The 18,363-nt window shown below is 51.7% G+C and carries 21 protein-coding genes; 18 read left to right on the top strand and 3 right to left on the bottom strand.

Translation table 11 applies throughout. From position 1 onward, the window contains the following. Positions 1-192 precede the first annotated feature (192 nt). Positions 193-1,416 carry an ATP-binding protein gene (locus D5S03_RS02130; protein ID WP_008871179.1) on the top strand — a complete coding sequence of 408 codons (1,224 nt, stop codon included), beginning with the start codon at positions 193-195 and terminating at the stop codon, positions 1,414-1,416. A gap of 125 nt (positions 1,417-1,541) precedes the next feature. Here D5S03_RS02130 and D5S03_RS02125 read toward each other — a convergent pair whose 3' ends face one another. Continuing rightward, positions 1,542-2,936, bottom strand: a complete 1,395-nt coding sequence (locus D5S03_RS02125) for a sigma-54 interaction domain-containing protein (RefSeq protein ID WP_287042542.1) — start codon at positions 2,934-2,936, stop codon at positions 1,542-1,544. A gap of 409 nt (positions 2,937-3,345) precedes the next feature. On the opposite strand from D5S03_RS02125, the gene D5S03_RS02120 reads away from it, so the two are divergent. From D5S03_RS02120 to D5S03_RS02080, 9 genes are all read left to right on the top strand, one after another. Continuing rightward, positions 3,346-3,684, top strand: a complete 339-nt coding sequence (locus tag D5S03_RS02120; protein ID WP_287042541.1) for a c-type cytochrome — start codon at positions 3,346-3,348, stop codon at positions 3,682-3,684. A 108-nt stretch (positions 3,685-3,792) separates the two neighbouring features. Then, positions 3,793-5,979 carry a molybdopterin-containing oxidoreductase family protein gene (locus D5S03_RS02115; RefSeq protein WP_287042540.1) on the top strand — a complete coding sequence of 729 codons (2,187 nt, stop codon included), beginning with the start codon at positions 3,793-3,795 and terminating at the stop codon, positions 5,977-5,979. Further along, the gene (locus tag D5S03_RS02110) at positions 5,979-6,722 is read left to right on the top strand and encodes a 4Fe-4S dicluster domain-containing protein (RefSeq protein ID WP_287042539.1); all 744 of its coding nucleotides are present in this window, start codon (positions 5,979-5,981) and stop codon (positions 6,720-6,722) included. Before D5S03_RS02115 ends, D5S03_RS02110 begins: the two co-directional genes overlap by 1 nt. A 4-nt stretch (positions 6,723-6,726) precedes the next feature. Next, complete coding sequence (locus tag D5S03_RS02105; RefSeq protein WP_008871184.1) at positions 6,727-7,434, top strand: formate dehydrogenase subunit gamma; 708 nt, start codon at positions 6,727-6,729, stop codon at positions 7,432-7,434. 152 nt (positions 7,435-7,586) lie between these two features. Beyond that, entirely contained in the window at positions 7,587-8,078 is a 492-nt protein-coding gene (locus D5S03_RS02100; RefSeq protein WP_287042538.1) for a rhodanese-like domain-containing protein, read from the top strand. Next, positions 8,075-8,737 carry a TorD/DmsD family molecular chaperone gene (locus D5S03_RS02095; protein ID WP_287042537.1) on the top strand — a complete coding sequence of 221 codons (663 nt, stop codon included), beginning with the start codon at positions 8,075-8,077 and terminating at the stop codon, positions 8,735-8,737. Before D5S03_RS02100 ends, D5S03_RS02095 begins: the two co-directional genes overlap by 4 nt. 60 nt (positions 8,738-8,797) lie before the next feature. Further along, positions 8,798-9,046, top strand: a complete 249-nt coding sequence (locus D5S03_RS02090; protein WP_287042536.1) for a sulfurtransferase TusA family protein — start codon at positions 8,798-8,800, stop codon at positions 9,044-9,046. Positions 9,047-9,635: 589 nt separating this feature from the next. Continuing rightward, positions 9,636-10,037 (top strand): rhodanese-like domain-containing protein, encoded by a 402-nt coding sequence (locus D5S03_RS02085; RefSeq protein ID WP_287042535.1) that lies wholly within the window; start codon positions 9,636-9,638, stop codon positions 10,035-10,037. Between the two features lie 36 nt (positions 10,038-10,073). Further along, positions 10,074-10,550 carry a rhodanese-like domain-containing protein gene (locus tag D5S03_RS02080; protein WP_287042534.1) on the top strand — a complete coding sequence of 159 codons (477 nt, stop codon included), beginning with the start codon at positions 10,074-10,076 and terminating at the stop codon, positions 10,548-10,550. Positions 10,551-10,706: 156 nt separating this feature from the next. On the opposite strand, the gene D5S03_RS02075 is transcribed toward D5S03_RS02080, so the two are convergent. Continuing rightward, a complete protein-coding gene (locus D5S03_RS02075) occupies positions 10,707-10,964 on the bottom strand; it encodes a hypothetical protein (protein ID WP_287042533.1) in 258 nt (85 codons plus the stop codon). A 193-nt stretch (positions 10,965-11,157) separates the two neighbouring features. On the opposite strand from D5S03_RS02075, the gene D5S03_RS02070 reads away from it, so the two are divergent. The 8 genes from D5S03_RS02070 to D5S03_RS02035 all read left to right on the top strand — a co-directional run bounded on the left by D5S03_RS02070 (position 11,158) and on the right by D5S03_RS02035 (position 17,621). Further along, positions 11,158-12,354: a YeeE/YedE thiosulfate transporter family protein gene (locus D5S03_RS02070; protein ID WP_287042532.1), complete on the top strand. Its 1,197-nt coding sequence runs from the start codon at positions 11,158-11,160 to the stop codon at positions 12,352-12,354. 21 nt (positions 12,355-12,375) lie between these two features. Beyond that, on the top strand, positions 12,376-12,621 hold the full coding sequence (locus D5S03_RS02065; RefSeq protein WP_008871192.1) for a sulfurtransferase TusA family protein: 246 nt from the start codon (positions 12,376-12,378) through the stop codon (positions 12,619-12,621). A gap of 2 nt (positions 12,622-12,623) precedes the next feature. Next, complete coding sequence (locus D5S03_RS02060; protein ID WP_008871193.1) at positions 12,624-12,911, top strand: hypothetical protein; 288 nt, start codon at positions 12,624-12,626, stop codon at positions 12,909-12,911. Positions 12,912-13,036: 125 nt separating this feature from the next. After that, positions 13,037-13,210: a hypothetical protein gene (locus tag D5S03_RS02055; RefSeq protein WP_008871194.1), complete on the top strand. Its 174-nt coding sequence runs from the start codon at positions 13,037-13,039 to the stop codon at positions 13,208-13,210. Between the two features lie 79 nt (positions 13,211-13,289). Continuing rightward, positions 13,290-13,769: a hypothetical protein gene (locus D5S03_RS02050; RefSeq protein ID WP_008871195.1), complete on the top strand. Its 480-nt coding sequence runs from the start codon at positions 13,290-13,292 to the stop codon at positions 13,767-13,769. Positions 13,770-13,784: 15 nt separating this feature from the next. After that, the gene (locus tag D5S03_RS02045) at positions 13,785-14,123 is read left to right on the top strand and encodes a hypothetical protein (RefSeq protein ID WP_008871196.1); all 339 of its coding nucleotides are present in this window, start codon (positions 13,785-13,787) and stop codon (positions 14,121-14,123) included. Between the two features lie 348 nt (positions 14,124-14,471). Next, the gene (locus D5S03_RS02040) at positions 14,472-15,011 is read left to right on the top strand and encodes a tetratricopeptide repeat protein (protein WP_008871197.1); all 540 of its coding nucleotides are present in this window, start codon (positions 14,472-14,474) and stop codon (positions 15,009-15,011) included. 177 nt (positions 15,012-15,188) lie between these two features. Further along, a complete protein-coding gene (locus D5S03_RS02035; RefSeq protein ID WP_287042531.1) occupies positions 15,189-17,621 on the top strand; it encodes a spermine/spermidine synthase domain-containing protein in 2,433 nt (810 codons plus the stop codon). A 70-nt stretch (positions 17,622-17,691) separates the two neighbouring features. Here the strand turns inward: D5S03_RS02035 and D5S03_RS02030 are convergent, their stop codons facing one another. Continuing rightward, positions 17,692-18,303, bottom strand: a complete 612-nt coding sequence (locus tag D5S03_RS02030) for a tetratricopeptide repeat protein (RefSeq protein WP_287042530.1) — start codon at positions 18,301-18,303, stop codon at positions 17,692-17,694. Positions 18,304-18,363: the final 60 nt, after the last annotated feature.

Here is an 18,363-nt window from a genome sequence, read left to right as displayed (position 1 = left end):
TTCAACCCCTGCCTGAATCAGGATTAAGGCACCCATCGCCACCCGGACTGGTACGCAGTCACTTTCATACTTCCTGCCTCCCTGTACCTGGGAAATGGCTGTCTCAATTTTTCGCCATACCGTAAACTTTTCGAGAAAAACATTGCAGTTTACGCTATGACCAGATATTGTCATTCTTACGAGGTGATGAGAATGATTAAACGAGAAACCTACATAAACAGGGTCAGGCCCTTTATCAACAAGGACATGGTAAAGGTCTTCACCGGTATTCGCCGTTCAGGCAAGTCAACCCTGTTAAAACTTGTTCAGCAGGAATTAATCGCTGACGGAGTTTCGGAAAATCAAATCATTATGATCAATTTCGAGAGCATGGCGTATGCAAATCGGGATTTCATGAGTATCTATCAGGAACTCAGGCATCTTAGCGGGAACCACGGCGAAAAGGCTTATATATTTCTCGATGAAATCCAGGAACTGGCCGGCTGGGAAAAAATGGTCAACTCTTTGAGAGTCGATCTGTATTGTGATCTCTACATTACAGGGTCGAACTCAAAACTGCTGTCCGGAGAGCTGGCCACATATCTTGCCGGCAGATATATCGAGGTTGCAGTCTATCCCTTTTCTTTCCAGGAAATAATGAAAATAAAGAAAGAAAAACAGACGGAACTGCCTGTGGAAGAAGCATTTAATCTCTACCTGAGGTTTGGAGGCATGCCCTTTCTTTATGAAAACAACCTTGATGCAACCGCTGCACTTGACTATCTCAAGGATATCTACAACTCCATCATGTTGAAAGATATTATCGGCAGGCATGCCATTCGTGATGTTGAGCTTTTTGAGCGAATCCTCTCCTATCTTCTCGCCAATGTTGCAAACCCGTTTTCAGGCTCAAATATCATGAAATATCTAAAAAACGAAAAAAGAGCGATCTCCCTGGAGACATTGTACAATTACATATCTTATTCCCAGGAAGCATGCCTTCTTTACCTGACACCGCGCGAAAACGTACAGGGCAAAAGGATATTGAAATTCCAGGAAAAAATCTTCCTGGCCGACCACGGTCTCCGTGAAGCCATCTACGGAAACAACCAGAGAGATATCAACCAGATTCTGGAAAACATTGTTTTTCTTGAGCTTCTAAGAAGAGGATACACCGTGCGTATCGGGAAGTCCGATGCAAAAGAGATAAACTTTATCGCGGAAAAAATGTCGCAAAGGATATATATCCAGGTTGCATACCTGATTCCTGATCAGAATGTCGCAGAACGGGAATTTTCAGCACTCCTGGGGATCAAGGACAATTACCCTAAAATGGTATTGAGTCTTGATAAGTTCGATTTAAGCCGGAAAGGTATCGTCCACAAAAACCTTATCAACTTTCTGCTGGAACAGGATTGGCGCATAAATACGTACTGAATGGTTACGATATTATGGTGAGTTATTACCCAGGAAAGATCAACTCTAAGAGTTGGTAACCCTGAGTCCCACACTCCCCCAATTCCCCAATCCCCGAATTCCTCAATCCCCCAATCCCCGAATTCTTAATAAACAACATCGCGCTGCAGATCTATGCCGTACTTGCGCATGCGGTTCAGGACCGTAACTCTGTTGATCCCCAGCAGCCTGGCCGCCTGGGACTTGTTGCCGCTGCTTTGCTTCAGAGCCTCAATGAGTTCCTGTTTCTGGCGTTGTTGCAGATTTTCTGCAGGCGCTGAGGGCAGGTCTACGGCCTGGAAATCATTGGCGCCGTCCTTTAAATATTCCGGAAGATTTTCCGAGCGTATCCTGTCACCCTCTGCCAGAACATAGCTGTACTCCAGGGCGCTTTTCAGCTCCCGGACATTGCCCGGCCAGGAATACTGCATAAATATGCGCATTGCCTCAGGACTCAGCCCCTGGATATTTTTCTTGTTTTTTCTGGAAAGCCTCTTGATGAAGAAATCCACCAGGTGCGGCACATCTTCTTTCCTTTCCCGCAAAGGAGGAAGGTGTATAGGGATGACGTTTATGCGGTAAAACAGGTCCTCCCGGAAACCTCCCCTGGCTATGAGGTCCGGCAGGTTTTTGTTGGTGGCGGTTATAAAGCGCAGGTCCACGGAAATGGTCCGGTTGTCCCCCACCCGCTCAAAGGTCTTGGTTTCCAGTACGCGCAGCAGCTTGACCTGCATGGCCATGGGCAGATCTCCTATTTCGTCCAGGAAGATATCACCTTTGTGAGCTGCTTCGAAACGCCCCTTGCGGTGCTGCAGGGCACCGGTGAAGGCCCCCTTGACATGCCCGAAAAGCTCGCTTTCCAGCAGGGACTCGTTAAGAGCGGCGCAGTTGACCTGAATATATGGCTGCTCCGCCCTGGGGCTAAGATTGTGTATGGCCTGGGCCACCAGTTCCTTGCCGGTACCCGACTCACCGCAGATAAAAACAGGAAAATCGCTCTGGGCCGCCTTTTCCACAAGCTCGAACAGGTTTTTCATTTGCCTGGAAATCCCTACAATACCCTGAAAGCTGGACTCCTCATCCAGGGTCCTGGTAAGCTGGCGCAATTGCCGGTCCAGCCTGTCCATTTCCGAAATATCAGTCACGATTTCCACTGCTCCCATGGTCTGTCCCTGGTCGTCGGAAAGAACAGCTGCAGTCTTGAGAACCGTGATATAAGAGCCGTCTTTGCGCATGAGGTGACATTTTCGCTTGACCTGCTCCTTGCGCTCGAAAAGCCTGCACCAGGCACCGCTGGAGGCCTGTCTGAGCAGTTTGCAGGCATCGCACTTGAAAATGGAACAGGGCTGGCCCAGAAGCTCCTCCTTGGAGTATCCGGTAATGTTCTCCAGGGCATGGTTGACCATCTGGATGGTGCCGTCCTCAGCCACCACCAGAAGCCCTTCCTGCATTATTTCCACTATATCCTTGCAATAAATATTGACACGTTGATTCTTCAGCATATTATAACTCCTTTCCCGGCAAAAAGATCATACTGGTTATCAATCAACTGTACAGACAGGGCGGCAAAGAATCGGCACCCGAACCGCTCAGATCCTGTCAGGGGGCTTCGGTGGTCCATGAAGGCGTCCACGTCAGACGTCTGATAATGGCGATACTGCCGTCACTGGTCCGTGATTAATCACTGGCCCGTGATTAATCACTTGTTTAAATATATATTTTTTTTCATCAACACAACCCTTGACTCTTTATTTTAATAAGCATGCAAAAACAACTTGTTAACTGAGCCAAATTGGTTTAAATGCCGGATGGCACACTTAGTGCTTGTCTGAGAGTGTAGAGTTCCTGTAAATACGTTTTTTCAAGTAAAACCATGCAACCCAAAAGATCCAAAATTATAAGGAGGCAGTTATGAGAAAGTTGATTATTCTGGCTATGGCAGGGGCAATCTTTGCAACCCAGGTTGGAATCGGCCTGGCCATGTTCGATGGCAATCCGCGTCAGGGACGTTTCCTGTTCCGTGAACAGTGCCGCCCATGTCATATGGAAGATGCCACCAAGGAAGGTGCAGCCGGGGAATACCTGGGCCCTGATGCCAAACGTCAGGCTGAATGGGAAGAGGTCTTTGGAGACATTGAGGCTCTGCCCTGCTACGATGAATGGGATCTCAGCGAAGACGAACTCAACCACATCGGAACCTACCTGCATCAGGGTGCAGCAGATTCTCCCTCTCCTGAAAGGTGCGGTTAACAGTCTACTTCATTCACCCGGAAGAACATGTTGCTTCCGGGTGAATGCTGCACAGAAAATTTAAGTGTTTACAATAATTCAAGCGACAACTTCAATGAAGGAGCAAATATGAAAGACGGCAAGAGTCCCATCAGCAGGAGGAGGTTTTTGCAGACTTCCATGGCTGCTGCCGCTGTGGGAGCCGGGATACAGAGTCCGCTGGTAAAGGGGCTGGTGCCCGGGGCCAATGCCGCAGGCTCTCGTCCTGACAAAGATATCACCTCTCATTATACGGCCTGCGACATGTGCTTCAACCGTTGCGGAATGATCGCCCGAAAAAAGAACGGAGTCATAAAAAAACTGGACCCCAATCCCAATTGCCGCAAATCCAGGGGGATGATCTGTGCCAAAGGCAACGCCGGAATTCAGCACGTATACAACCCGGACCGCCTGAAGCACCCGCTGAAGCGCAAAGGCAAGCGCGGAGAAGGCAAGTGGGAGAGAATCAGCTGGGAAGAGGCTCTGGACCATACAGCGGAACAGATGCAGAAAATCGCCGACGAGTATTCCCGGTGCGGCATCATGTTTACCCCTGGAGTGGATGCCCAGTCCAGGTTTGTGGAGATGTTCGCTGAGGTGTTCGGCTCCTACAACTTCACCAATCACGAGTCCCTGTGCCTGCTAAGCCGCAACAGGGCCTACCTGGATACTTTTGGCGAGGTGCCCACAGCGGACGTACTGCACAGCAGATATATAATCATTGCCGGCTCCAATCCCCTGGAGGCCATAATGACCCCGGACACCCCGGATCTCGTCGAAGCCAGGAAGAACGGCTGCAAAATAGTGGTCTTAGACCCCAGGTTCACCAAGACCGCTGCCCTGGCCGATGAGTGGCACCAGATCAAACCGGGTACTGACATGGCCTTTTTCCTGGCCATGTGCCACGAGATAGTCAAGGGCGAACGCTTTTGCTGCCCGGATAATACTCATGGGTATGACAAGTTCGTGGAGCATATCAAAGACTACACTCCTGAATGGGCGGAAAAGGAATGCGGCATCCCGGCCGAGGATATAAAACGCATATCCAAGGAAATCACTGAAGCCGCTCCCAGAGCCATGGTCTACCCTGGACGGCGCAGTTCGGATTACAAGCAGTCCACCCAGATAAGAAGGGCCATGGCCATAGCCAACGTTCTACTGGACAACTGGGACCGCCCCGGAGGGCTTATGGCCACCAGGGAAGTAGGGGTCCGAGGCTGGGATTACTCTCCGCCTTTCTACCCGGAAAATCCGCCTGACCGGGCGGATGCCGATCAGGTTCCCGGGTTGTTCAGCGACATAGGTTCTTTTCAGCTTCTGCGCGAGGCCATTATCAAGCAGGAACCCTATCCCATCAGGGGCTGGTTTTCTTTCAAGACCAACTTTCTGCAGACCGGGGCCAATCGCCAGAAAACAATAAAAATGCTTGAAAACATTGACTTTTTTGTAAATATTGACATCATGATGAGCGATACCGCCTGGTATGCTGACATTGTTCTGCCTGGCAACAGCTTCCTGGAACGAGAAGACCCGGTGACGGCGCTGCAGGGTTCCTCTGCCTGCGCCTGCGCTTTCCTGCGCGACCCGGTAATAGACAATATGTTCGAATCCAGGCCTCCCCTCTGGATTCTCCAGGAACTGGCCAAACGCATGGACCTGGAAGAGCATTTTGATTTCACCATGGACGAATACCGCGAAGCTCAGCTTAGAGACCTGGAAGGAGCCCTGGAAATCATGCGCCAGGACGGGATCTACTTCAATCCCAGCCAGGCTTACGGCATCTATGCCGGGGATCCCCTGAAGACCATGAGCGGGGTCAAAGAAATCTACAACCAGCGCTACGAACAATGGGGAATCGAGCCCATGCCTGTCTATAATCCACCACAGATGCCGGACAAGGACGAGTTCCGGCTCATAGTGGGACGGCCGGCTTACTTTACCCAGAGCAGGACCAACAACGAACTGCTCACCGAGTTCATGGAGGAGAACACTTTGCACATGAACCCTGATGCTGCACAACGCCTGGGTCTTGAAGACGGCGACCTGGTGGAAGTAGAGAGCAGTTCGGGCAAGGGCAGGCTCCGCCTGGAAATTGATGGAGGAATTGAGAAGCAGACCGTGTACATGGTCACCGGATTTGGCTCGCTGTCTCCACAGATGAGCCAGATTTACCAGAAAGGGGCCAGTATCGCAGAGATACAGGAGGATGCCTATGATGAAATCTGCGCCAACATGGCCATGCATGAGACCTTTGTAAACGTAAGGAAGGTGAGCTGATGAAAAAGAAATTCGCCATGGTCGTCGACTCATCGGTGTGCATCGACTGCAAGGCCTGTATGGCCTCCTGCAAGGTGGAGCACGGCCTTCCACGGGGCTACTGGCGTAACTGGATCAAGGAGAAGTCTCCTGACTTTTCCATGGGCAAGAACACCTATGCCCATTATCAACCGGGGGGGTGCATGCACTGCGACAACCCCACCTGCGTGCACGCCTGCCCCAGTGGGGCCACATACAAAGAAGAGGAAACAGGCATTGTCCAGATCAACAAGGATATGTGCATAGGTTGCGGCAACTGCGTGGTGGCCTGTCCCTATGCGGCCAGGTACCGCCATCCCACCCAGCGGGTCCCGGACAAGTGCGATTACTGCCAGGACCGCCTGGCCATGGGACTGCAGCCGGCCTGCGTGGATACCTGTCCCACCAAGGCCAGGGTCTTCGGGGATATCAACGATTCCGAGAGTGAAGCAGCTACCCTGCTAAAAGACAGAGAGTGGGTCCAGATAAACACCGAACCCGAGGACACCGATCCCAATATGTACTACCTGGCCGACACCGAGCCCATGGACTGGCCCGGGGAAGTTGAATACCCCGCAGCCCATGCCACCATGACCCGTCTGGTGAACCCCCTGTTCAAGGTGGCTGTAGGGCTGTCAGCACTGGGCGCTGCAGTCATGTTTATAAAGCAGATCACTTCGGGCTCCGAGACCTCCGGGCACGATGAAAAAAAGGAGGAGGCATAATAACATGCAGGAAAAAATGATTCCGCGCCACGATAAAGGCGGCATTTTCATTCACTGGTTCAATGCCGTTTGCTGGATCACCCTGACCCTCACCGGGCTGGGGCTCATAAACGAGCACTGGAACCCCCTGGGAGGCTGGTACCCGGCCATGATGCGCACCATCTTCGGCAGTCCGGAAATGCTTTTGAATGTGCATATGTACCTGGGCCTTTTCTGGGCCATAGTCATGATAATCTACGTCCTGGGGCGCATTACCGAGAGCCTGGCTTTTGCAAAGGAAGCCTTCACTCTCAACCCTTCCCGGGATATGACCTGGATGGTCAAGAAAAATATCCAGCTGACCATGGGTGACAAGATGCTCAAAAAACTGGGCATGACTACGGACATTCCGCCCCAGGGCTTTTACAATGCCGGGCAGAAGCTCTTTGCCCAGATATCCATCATTGCCGGGGCCATACTTATTGTCACCGGGGTTATCATGTTTCTTTCCACCATGGTGCTGGACAACCCGACACCCGTAGCCTGGTCCAGGACCATCCACTATCTCTTTGCCACCCTGGCCCTGGCCGGACTTATCGTGCACATCTATATGGCAGCCATCTCCAGGGAGGAAAGACCGGCATTCAAATCCATGTTCACCGGCAAGGTCCCTGAAAGCTATGCCAAACATCACCATGAACTCTGGTACAACCAGATAAAAGACAAGATATAGCAGCAGAATCCTCCACAGCTGCCGCAAATCTTCCGGCGGCTGTGGCTCATAAAACACCTCCTTGCCGACGACACCCGGCAACCCTGCAGGAAAGGCGACTGCCTTTCCTGCAGGTACAACCCCCTGAGGGCTGCCAGAAAAAGGGCTTAGCCATGAAATTTTCCAGAATCACTTCATTTGTAATATCAGTCCTGGCCTTGATGGCTTTTTCAAACCCCCTTCATGCCGCAGAAGAAAAAGTCTGGTGGGAAGACGCCGAAAAAAAGGCTGAAGAACAAGGCTACAGGCTCATAGACACATCAGAACTGCACAGGCTCTACAAAGAAGAAGCGGAGATGAAAGTTATCGACAACCGCTATGAATACGAATTCAAGCATTCAACCATCCTTCCAGGTGCAGTAAACGTCCCTTTCCGGCCCGCTGAACGCAGCAGCCTGGATTCAGGTAAAAAAGAACAGCTCATAAGCGCCATGGGCGAAGACAAGGAGCGCAGAATCATATTTTACTGCCGCAGCTTCAGGTGAGTGCAAAGCGGCATTGCGGCCAGGTGGGCCGTTCGTCTTGGATATGAAAACATATACCGCTACAAGGCAGGCATCATGGCCTGGGAGGAAAAGTATCCGGAGATGGTGGAGACCCCATGAGCAATGACAACATCCTGCCAGGAAGTATTACCGGTCTGGACTCCGCCGGCCGGCAGCAGATCCTGCAGGCCGTAGAGCATCTGATTCAGGTGTTCTGGAGCCGTGACGGTCGCAAAAACTGGGAAGAACTCTGGGAAAACTCCATTTCTGTATGGAACGGTCTGCAGGGCGTTGTCTTCAAAGACACTCCCCGCATTGCCGCATACTTAGATGAAATCCAGTCCCGGGGACAGAAGCCTGAGACTTTACAGGAGCTGGAAAGCGTCTTTGTAGAAACATTTATAAATACTCACGGCGGAGTCAGCGCCCCTTTGTACCATTCCTGCTACCATGGAGAAGAACAGCTGCTGATGCAGCAGCCGGCCCTGGAAATGCAAAAAAGGCTCAGCGAGGCCGGTCTGGAACCCCAAAACCCTGGTGAGCCTGTGGATCATCTCTGCCTGGAACTGGAATATCTTTACTTTTTGATGAGCCTGTACCTGCATGATCCTGACCCTGAAACAGCCGCGGAGATTGCTGACTTCTCAGGCAATTTCATGCTGCCATGGATCCAGGAATTCATGCAGCGCATACCTGCGGATGCACCGGGTACTGCTTTTTTTGCAAATACCGCCGAGGCAATGCAGGATCTACTGCAGCTGCTTGGAAGGACTTCCTGATTTTTCCGGGCTTATTAAAATCAACTGTTCGGTTTAACCGGTTCAAACTGGAGACTGCTCATGAAACTCCCCCCCCGGATAATCGCCGACAAAGTTGTGGATGCCAGAGGCTTGAGTTGTCCCCTGCCCTTGCTGAAAACCAAAAAAGCCCTGGACTCTCTGAAATCCGGTCAGACAGTTAAAATCATATGTACTGATCCGGGTTCAAAAGACCATATCCCTGACCTGGGTCTGCGCAACGGCAGCAGTTTTCTTGGTATGGAGCATTCAGACGAGGATACCATTAGCTATTTTATCCAGAAAGACTGAGTACAAGGCCTGACAAAACCAGGCCCGGTATTTTGAATACGTAAAAACATAAAAAGGCCTGACGACTCCGGGACGGACTCAGGGCAGGCTCAAACCATCCTGCCCGCTCTTGAAAAAGCTGCCCGGATGGCTGTCAACAATTATTTATACAGGTGTTTAATCACCCTTGAGTAGGCATTTACATCATATTACTCTCACACAGATCTGTCTACTTTATACGCTCAGCACGGACTGCTCCCCTCCTTGGTTAAGGAGGGGCGGGGGTGGTTCGCTATAAATGACCACTTCCTTATTTAGTCACTCTAATGTTTATCTGTACTCCAATGAGTGCTTACAACTAACTGCAATTCCAACAAATTATTTCAGTATATCACTCTCACACATATCTGTAACTTTATGCGTACAGCACGGACTGCTCCCCTCCTTGGTTAAGGAGGGGGCGGGGGTGGTTCGCTATAAATGACCACTTCCATAGTCATATCCCGACAAAAAAAGTCAGGTACGCAAAAATGGCACATGTATTGCTTAATTATATGTAAACAGAATCATCTGCTCAACCGGCTAACCTTTAAACCCATGGAGGTGCTTCATGTACCAAAGGCTCCAAAAACTGGCCCTGCCCGGGCTTATCCTTGCGCTGGCTCTTTTTCTTGCAGCCGGCTGCGTCAAGGATGAACCCAGGCATGTCGCCGGGTATGAACCCGGAGAACCCATCCCCACTGTTGAAGTGGAAACAGATGTCCCCAATCCCTTTCACACCTTCGTAGGCATTGATTTTGTCAAACCCATTGTAGCAGACAATGTGCTCAGGGAAGAACCCCGGGATGACGTCATGCTAATTGACTCCCGGCCCAAGCGCCCCCGCTATGACCGTGGACACATTCCCACTGCTGTCAGTCTGCCTGACGGCGAATTTGAAGAAAAAGCTGACGAAGTCCTTCCCGAGGACAAGTCAACCCTGCTTGTCTTCTACTGCATGAACCCTGGCTGACGTCTCAGCCACGACTCCGCCTGGAAGGCGGAAGAAATGGGATACGAAAATGTAGTAGTTTTCCCCCAGGGTGATGAATACTGGGCTGACCAGGGTTACAAGCTGTGGACCATCGAAGACATTACAGAGCCTGATGAAGCCGAAGTGGCTGAAGCTGAAGAAGCGGCCGAGCCTTCGGACATTAAAGAAGGGGAATTCCCCGGATCCATAGATGAAGACTTCTTTGTGGAACTTATGGAGACTGATCCCGGCAGCATCCGCCTTATTGATGTAAGAGACGAGGACGAATTCAGCCGCGGCCATCTGCCCCAGGCCGAGCGCATGAATGTGGATGAAATCCGGGCCAATATGGATGAGTTCGACGACGAAAAACCCATTGTCCTCATCTGCGCCACCGGCGCACGCAGCGGTGAAGCCTACTTCACCTTTCAGGATCAGCGCCCTGAGCTGGATGTCTACTACCTGGATGCCAACGTATCCTATGGTGAAGACGGCAGTTTTGAAATCGAATAACACCGACCTCCTCCTTATAACCTGATTCCCGGGAGCAAGGCTCATGGCTTAAAAAAGCTGAAAAGCCTGCTCCCGGAAATCCACCATACACCCGCAAAGACCTCATCCCTGACCTGCCCGGTCTTCACCTGCATGGCAAATTCTCTATTCAACACTTTAATGAAAGTTTAACTTCATGCTCTTCATGCCCTTAATGGTTATTTTCTTCGTGAAAAGAGATCTCCTGGGCTGCACGCAAAGTTTCTCTGCAGTGCTCAGCTTAAGCAGGATAAATTTCCCCTTTTCCCCGTCCAGAGCAGTTGATTGTGACAGCCTCCACTGCATAACAACCAGTAGCCATGCAAGGGTATTTACCCCAAAGACTGCAAACTGCTGCCTCCTTGCATATACACGCTTATACAACTGTTTAATCATTAAATATCACCTTAAACACTTTTTTTAACTTTTTTGACAAAAAATCACGGTTTACAGCCATAAACTCACCCTCAAAACCCATGGCATGATCGTTGCTAATTAGCAGACTAAATTTGTAGGTAAATCATCCGGCTTCAGGAAAAGGCCCTTCCAGGCTGCTTGACAAACCTTTAAACCCAAAAGGAGGCCCGTTGTGGCAACCACTTTTTGGAGCAGCTTCCGCGAGGAAGCAAGGAAAGTGTACATCAAGGTTTTCCAGAACAGCTGGCCCATATGGCTGGCGGCTGTCTTTCTGGCAATCCTGGCTCTCATGATTTTTCTCTGGGACAGCATGTGGGGAATCACCGGTGGATTCAGAAACTGGGGCGACAATTTTTTCTATCTAATCGGCCTTTATTCCGAACGACCCACTGAACCCTGGATGAGCAACATGTCCATGTCCAATATCGGCCTGGTACTGGGGGCGCTGGCCGCAGCCTTGATGGCCGGGCAGTTCAAGCTCAGGAACTCCTCCTGGTATGAGTACCTTAAAGGTATCGCCGGCGGGGGGCTCATGGGAATCGGGGCGGCCATAGCCTCGGGCTGCAACATAGGCGGATTTTACAATGCCATCGGCATGTTCTCCATGGGCGGCTATGCCATGATGATCGGGCTGGGCATTGGGGCCTACATCGGCCTTCGCATTTTAATCTGGGAAATGATGAACGTGCCCCAACAGTTTACTGCAGCTCCCCCTTCCAGGGAAATGCCGGGAAAGGCGTTCATAAACTGGGGGAAAATATCGCCTTTTGCCGGTGGACTGGTCCTGGTGCTTATTCTAACAACATTCTACCTGTATTCCGTGCAGGGAGAAACAGTACTTGGAGGCCTGTTGTTCTTCGGTGCACTTATCGGCATCACCATGCAGCGTGCCCGTCTGTGCTTCGCCAGGGCCTTCAGGGAACCTTTTATGACCGGGGATGCTGAAATGGTCAGGGCCATAGCGCTGAGCCTTCTCATCTACGGTATGGGTTCGGCAGTAATCAAGTACAACTGGATCCAGCCCGAAACCATGGGTGTATTTCATCCCTTCTGGCTGGGCAGTCTTCTGGGGGGCATCATTTTTGGAATAGGCATGCTTCTGGCAGGAGGCTGCGGTTCAGGATCACTATGGAGAGCTGGTGAGGGGCATATAAAGCTTATCATTGCTGTTGTATCCTTTGCCCTGTTCAATTCCCTGGGATTTGCCTTTCTGGAACGCTTCCAGATCCAGGACTGGCTGGGATCGGGAGTATTCATGCCTGACGTGTTCGGCTGGCCCCTGGCCCTCGCAGTATTCGTACTCATCCCCGTTGCCTGGGCTCTTTGGGCCATCTGGAATGAAAAAAGCGAAAAATTTGTAATATTCTAAAAACATCTAAAGGAGGACATTATGGACACTTCCACTATCAATGCAGACAAGGTTGTCGACACCAGCGGGCTGAGCTGCCCCATGCCCCTGCTTAAAACCAAAAAGGCCATGAAAGAGCTGTCAAGTGGCCAGGTTCTGCAGGTAATCGGAACTGACCCGGGATCCAAAAACGATATCCCCGAGTTCGGAAACAAGGACGGCAATGAATTCCTGGGCATGCAGGACACAGACGAGGGCAAAACCAACTACTACATCAAAAAGGGGTAACCATGAAGGAAGTAACCGTGCTTATCCGGGATCCGGAACAGCAGTACGAGGGATTGCGCACCAGCCTTGGACTTCTTCTGCATGCCACCGGGGTGAACATGGTCATGCTGGACCATGAAATAGCCCAGCTGGATGAGGCTTTTGAGGACAACATGGGCTTTCTGGATGAAATGGAAGGAGAACGTTATTCCAACAACCAGGCCAATGTGGACAAGTACGAATTCAAGCCCATTGACAAAGAAGGGATCTACGAACTGGTCAAAAAATCAGACATAGTTATTCCCTTTTAAAAGCTGCAGGGATGCTTTGCTGCGGATCCGGACAGGCTTAAACAGGATCCGCAGCCCGGCCCTGACATTAGAAGGCAGTGCTTGATATTAAAGGACCCGGAATCGAAAACCTCGTGGAGAAGAACATGAATACTTTGCACATTTTAAAATCTGAACCGGATGAGCTTACCAGATACATCGTAGATGCCGACTGCAGGGACAACAACTGCCAGACGGTGGAAACATTCAAGCCCGGCACGGACTGGGAAAAAATCGTGGAGCAGATCTTTGAGGCCGACAAGGTCATCTGCTGGTGGTAAAAGAATCTGAAACTGAATTTATACCCTCTGTTCTCGGCATCGGCGGCAATCTGCTCCGCCAAAGCCCAAGGAGTTGAAAATGGATATGGACAAAGATCTGGCTTCGGCCATGGTTTCTCAGCGCTGCAACTGCTATGACAGTGCCCTGGAATCCGCCAAAAAGGTCGTGGCAAAGGAAAATCTCCCCCCGGATCAGATCGAGGCCACCAGGAACATAGTCAAATCCCTGGGGGCCTGGTACTTCCGACAGCACTGCATGGAAAAAATAATGGAGTGCTACGACCTTCTGCAGCGGCTTCCCAGGGTGGATTCAGAAAAGACTTCTGATAAAAGCGATTCCCTCCGGGGCCATGAAGGATCATCCAGGCAGATCTGCACAGCTTTGAGCCCTGATGTTCAGGAGATATTCGAAGCCCTGGGACAGCTGGAAGAAAACAGAAACAAGGACGAGGCCGAACTTTTAAGAGAAGCAGTGAACCTGCTGATTCTCAAGTATTCCATGGAAGAAAGCATCCGCGACAAGGTGCTTAGCAAGGCTGAAAAACTTTTTTCAGAATAGGGAGGATTATCTGTTATGAGCAATGATACACAGCAGGGTGCATCCGGTGAAAAAAAGCTTGGCATCCTGGTGCGCAAGGACCAGTACCTGGACCAGGTAATAAACCTGGTGGAGGCCGCATATAAAAAAGGCTTGGAAACCCAGCTTTTTTTTACCGGAAAAAGCGTTATGCTGACACAGGACCCGGATTTTGCAAAACTGGTGGGCAAGGCCAACCGCATATCCGTCTGCGATGTAAGCTTTCGGGCCAATGAGCTTTCCGGGGAAGTTCCCGGAGTAAGCTTCAGGGACTTCGCCACCCAGGCCCGCAACGCTGAAATGGTCGGCGAGTGCGACCGGTATGTAGTTTTTTAAATTCCCGATTTTCCCTTGAAGGCAACCATCTCCTTGTTGCCTTCGACCTCCTCCAACCTCCTGCCTGCCGGCCCCTGAAAGCACAAGGGGCCGGCAACCAAAACCAGCAGGACTGCCTGAAACATAAGCCTATTGACTTTGAAAAAATAATTTTTAATCATTTCCAGCAAGGATGCTTATTTCCTTCCAGCGAAAAATGGTTGCTGAATCGCTCCCTTTTTTACATAACCGTACTGAAAACATGAACTTGCATCCGGGACCAGTTAATGTAAGACTTGAGTGTGATTTAACTGCCACTTGACAAGTCATAACAACCTGGACCCAAGCAGTCTTCCCCGGAGGCCATTAATGAATGAAACTCTCGCATCCTCCATGAGCCCGGCCTTTCTGGTGACAACATTAAGTGTTACTGTTGCCCTGCTGGCAACTATTGTCCTGTTCATAACCATAAACGAATATACCAGGCTGCGCAGGTTAAGACGCGAGTTTCAGGATTTCGAGGAAAACTGGAAGCAGGAGATGCAAAAGACCCAGAAAGCCATGCAACGGGTTGTTGCCAGTTATCAAATAAATGATCCGGATCAACGGATCAAAATACTGGAGTCCGCAGTAGCCATCGACCCCGGGGTCTATAACGGTTACAACGCCCTGGGCTATGCCCATCTGGATAAAGGCGACACGGCCGGTGCCGTGGATGCCTTTAAAGAAGCAATCCACCAGCACCCTGAGCAGATTGAAGGATATTGTGATCTGGCCAGGGCTTACCTTAAACAGGGCCAAGAGAGTCTGGCCAGGAAATACCTGGCCCGGGCCGAGCACATTGACGCTTCAGCAGTGCGCCAGGGCCTTCAGGGCGATGATTTTCTGGAACACCTGCTGGATAAATAATTACAACCTCCTGTAAACTTTTTTCAAGCCTTCCCAGTGCCTGAGCTGCAGGATGACTGGATCTGATTCTACTTCCCCTGCATTTACAAATCCACAATACTTCAAGTATCATGCCTTGCATGTAACTGTTCAGCACACTCTTCGCCTGCTCTCATTCTGATACCCGGGTGAAAAAACATGAAACAAAGAATCCCATACCACCTCATATCCGTACTTATGCTGGGGGTCATCTCCCAGATCGGCCAGGTTCTTCTTCTGCGCGAACTCTTGATGGTCTTTCACGGCAACGAGCTGTCCATCGGAATTATCCTGTCCGCCTGGCTGGCCTGGGTGGGCCTGGGCAGCCGCCTTGGGGCACGTGTTGTGGACCGCTGGGGCCGTCCGGTGTTTCTTTTGAAAACCACTGCAGCAGCAGTACTTCTTCTGCTGCCCCTGACCATCCTGACCATCAGAACCCTGCGCGGTTTCTTTGATGTCCTCCCCGGTGCATACCTGACCCTGCCCGAGATGCTGGTCTCCTGCTTTATTGTCACAGCGCCCGTCTGCCTTTTGACCGGCTCGCAGTTTGTGCTGCTGTCCAGGGTATGGCGGGAAAGGGACAAAAGCTTGGACACCACAGGCGCAGGTAAGACTTACGTGGGCGAGGCCACAGGCAATATGCTCGGAGGCATATTATTTTCCTTTGTCCTGGTTCACCTTTTAAATCCCTTTCAGACATCCATGCTGGTTGCCGCACTTATGCTGGCTGCGGTAATGCTCATAGTACCTGCGCGCCCCAGCTTAAGGCCCCGTGCCCTGGCAGCAGTTCCTGTAGTCCTGGCAGCCGCGGTTTTGCTCTTTTTCTCCCTGGATCACCTGGACCGCTTTGCCCATCAGATTCAATGGAAACAGGCCGCACCACAGCACCAGCTGGTGGACACCCAAGAATCTAAGCACGGCAATATAGCGGTTTTAAAACGCCAGGACCAGTACAGTTTTTTCCAGAGCGGGCACCTGGTTTTCAGCACAGCCGGACCTGAAACCCTTGTTCCCGGCCTGGAGGGGCAGGAAGCGGTGAGCTTCGCCCACCTGGCCATGGTCCAGCATCAGGATCCGGAACGTGTACTGCTTATAGGCGGAGGGCTGCGGGGCACTCTGGCCGAGATACTCAAGCACCCGGTGGGTAAAATTGATTACATCGAGCTGGATGAAAAACTTGTCCAGACCGCTGCTGCTCACGTCCATCCCGGGTCTCTGGAGGTGCTGGACGACCCCAGGGTGAATCTCATGCACACCGATGCCCGCCTTTTCGTCAAAAGAGCCGGCCAGGAATACGACATGATCATTGTGGACAGCCCTGATCCAACCACTGCGGCCATGAACCGGTTCTATACCCGGGAGTTCTTTGAGGAAGCCAGAAAATCCCTCAACCCCCAGGGGGTCCTGGTAGCCGGCACGGCCTCCACGCCGGACCTGCGGGGCACAGCCATAGCCAACCGCAACACGGCTGTTTTCCATACCCTGGACCGGGTCTTTTCCCATACCCTGGTGGCCGGAGACAGGTTCATGTTTTACTTCGCCTCGGATGACCCGGAACAGATTTCAGTGGACCCGGCCCGGCTGCAGGAGCGCTACACCCAGCGCGGCATTGAAGCCCAGGGATTCTCCCCGGTCCATTACCAGGTCCTGCTGGAAGAGTCCCAGCTAAGAAGGGTAAACTGGGTGGTGCGCCACCACGGCAGGAGTCCGGAATCACACCTGGAAGGACCGCCGTCGGTACCTGTTTCTCCCGGGCCGGTGAAGCAGCAGGCCAGGGCCCAGAAAGACCTGGATCCGGTACAGGACCGATACTTCCTTAATACCGACTTTCGGCCCATCACTTACTTTTACACTCTCATGCACATAAGCGATCTCACCAGGAGAGACGGTGCAGACATACTCAAGCACCTGCTCCACGTGCAGCCATGGTGGATCCTTCCCTTTGCGGGAGCTACACTGTTGGCGGCCTGTGTTCTCAGATTCCTGGGGGCAAAGACCGGCACCAGGCCGGACACCACTTTTGCCGTGACCGGATCAGCCTTCAGCACGGGTCTTTCCACCATGGTCCTGCAGGTGGGCCTGCTTTTTTCATTTCAGAATATATACGGCTTCATCTACGAACTGGTGGGACTGATAGTGGCCATGTTCATGCTGGGGCTGGCCCTGGGAGCCTTTATTTCCCATGGCCTTGGTCCGCGCAGGACCACCCTGGGCACCCTGCTTATGGTCCAGGGAATCATGGCCCTTCTGGCCGGACTCATGGGCGCAGCCCTGCCCCTTGCTGCTGCAGTGCAGCCGCCATGGCTCATCTTTGCCCTGTTCTCAGCCCTGACCTTTTCCGCCGGGCTCATAAACGGGGTCAATTTCCCACTGGCCGCCGGATGCTTCATGAAGCTCTGCCGCAGGCCGGAACATTCCGCCGGCAGGATTTACGGGGCCGAGCTTTTCGGGGCCTGCCTGGGAGCTGTCCTGGCCAGCGCACTCATCGCCCCGGTACTGGGCATCGTGGCCTGCTGCCTGCTCGCCGCCACAGCCAACGCCACAGCTTTCGCCGTACTCTGGATATCAAGAAGGGAAGAACCTTCAGGTTGACTTCTTGCAGGTACATCTTCCACAGGAGGTACTCAATTGTAGTTCCTGGCACCCCCTGACTGGTTACCATTTAATTATCCCCGGATTCAAACCCGGGCTCAAACTCCCGGGCCAGCTTCCGGGCTTTGTCCAGGTCCTCCTGTGAAAGCCTGGAAGCAGTCCAGCGCTTGTTTTCCTGGGCCTGGTCAAAACCTTTTTGTGCTGAAAGATAAAACCACTTGTAAGCCAGGACGTAATCCTTTTCCAAATTTCTGCCGTGCAGGTAAAAAAGCCCCAGGGCGTTCTGGGCCACAAAGTTGTCCTGTCTTGCTCCCTTTTCAAACCACTTATGAGCCCGGGCGAAATTCTGCCTGACACCCAGACCCTGGGAATAATGCAGGCCCAGGTTGGTCTGGGCGTAAGCATTACCCTGCTCTGCAGCCAGGTAGAAAAGCTCCATGGCCCGGTCATAATCTTGTTTTACACCTGATCCCCTGGAATAGAGCTCTCCCAGGTTGTTCTGAGCCTCGTCACAGCCCTGCTCAGCCAGAGGCCTGTAAAGCTCTGCAGCCTCATGCCAGTTCCCGCTTCTGTAGGCTTCGTGGGCCTCCTCCAGGTCTGAGCACCAGGCATGCGGAACCCAGGCCAGCAGCAAGAAAAAAAAGACAGCTGAATACATGCAGGAACTGCGTGCATATTTCATTTTTATCACCTCATATTTTACTTGATGAACCTGTAAAAAATCTGGAAATGAATAATTCAG

This window comes from Desulfonatronospira sp. MSAO_Bac3, from assembly GCF_003838035.1.
Taxonomy (GTDB): domain Bacteria; phylum Desulfobacterota; class Desulfovibrionia; order Desulfovibrionales; family Desulfonatronovibrionaceae; genus Desulfonatronospira; species Desulfonatronospira thiodismutans.
Note: the sequence above shows the minus strand (reverse complement) of the source record. Positions and strands in the feature narration are given on the sequence as shown.

Coding starts and splice junctions, on each gene's coding strand:
- D5S03_RS02130 (WP_008871179.1), top strand. CDS start 193: ATGATTAAACGAGAAACCTACATAAACAGGGTCAGGCCCTTTATCAAC.
- D5S03_RS02125 (WP_287042542.1), bottom strand. CDS start 2,936: ATGCTGAAGAATCAACGTGTCAATATTTATTGCAAGGATATAGTGGAA.
- D5S03_RS02120 (WP_287042541.1), top strand. CDS start 3,346: ATGAGAAAGTTGATTATTCTGGCTATGGCAGGGGCAATCTTTGCAACC.
- D5S03_RS02115 (WP_287042540.1), top strand. CDS start 3,793: ATGAAAGACGGCAAGAGTCCCATCAGCAGGAGGAGGTTTTTGCAGACT.
- D5S03_RS02110 (WP_287042539.1), top strand. CDS start 5,979: ATGAAAAAGAAATTCGCCATGGTCGTCGACTCATCGGTGTGCATCGAC.
- D5S03_RS02105 (WP_008871184.1), top strand. CDS start 6,727: ATGCAGGAAAAAATGATTCCGCGCCACGATAAAGGCGGCATTTTCATT.
- D5S03_RS02095 (WP_287042537.1), top strand. CDS start 8,075: ATGAGCAATGACAACATCCTGCCAGGAAGTATTACCGGTCTGGACTCC.
- D5S03_RS02090 (WP_287042536.1), top strand. CDS start 8,798: ATGAAACTCCCCCCCCGGATAATCGCCGACAAAGTTGTGGATGCCAGA.
- D5S03_RS02085 (WP_287042535.1), top strand. CDS start 9,636: ATGTACCAAAGGCTCCAAAAACTGGCCCTGCCCGGGCTTATCCTTGCG.
- D5S03_RS02080 (WP_287042534.1), top strand. CDS start 10,074: ATGGGATACGAAAATGTAGTAGTTTTCCCCCAGGGTGATGAATACTGG.
- D5S03_RS02075 (WP_287042533.1), bottom strand. CDS start 10,964: ATGATTAAACAGTTGTATAAGCGTGTATATGCAAGGAGGCAGCAGTTT.
- D5S03_RS02065 (WP_008871192.1), top strand. CDS start 12,376: ATGGACACTTCCACTATCAATGCAGACAAGGTTGTCGACACCAGCGGG.
- D5S03_RS02060 (WP_008871193.1), top strand. CDS start 12,624: ATGAAGGAAGTAACCGTGCTTATCCGGGATCCGGAACAGCAGTACGAG.
- D5S03_RS02055 (WP_008871194.1), top strand. CDS start 13,037: ATGAATACTTTGCACATTTTAAAATCTGAACCGGATGAGCTTACCAGA.
- D5S03_RS02050 (WP_008871195.1), top strand. CDS start 13,290: ATGGATATGGACAAAGATCTGGCTTCGGCCATGGTTTCTCAGCGCTGC.
- D5S03_RS02045 (WP_008871196.1), top strand. CDS start 13,785: ATGAGCAATGATACACAGCAGGGTGCATCCGGTGAAAAAAAGCTTGGC.
- D5S03_RS02040 (WP_008871197.1), top strand. CDS start 14,472: ATGAATGAAACTCTCGCATCCTCCATGAGCCCGGCCTTTCTGGTGACA.
- D5S03_RS02035 (WP_287042531.1), top strand. CDS start 15,189: ATGAAACAAAGAATCCCATACCACCTCATATCCGTACTTATGCTGGGG.
- D5S03_RS02030 (WP_287042530.1), bottom strand. CDS start 18,303: ATGAAATATGCACGCAGTTCCTGCATGTATTCAGCTGTCTTTTTTTTC.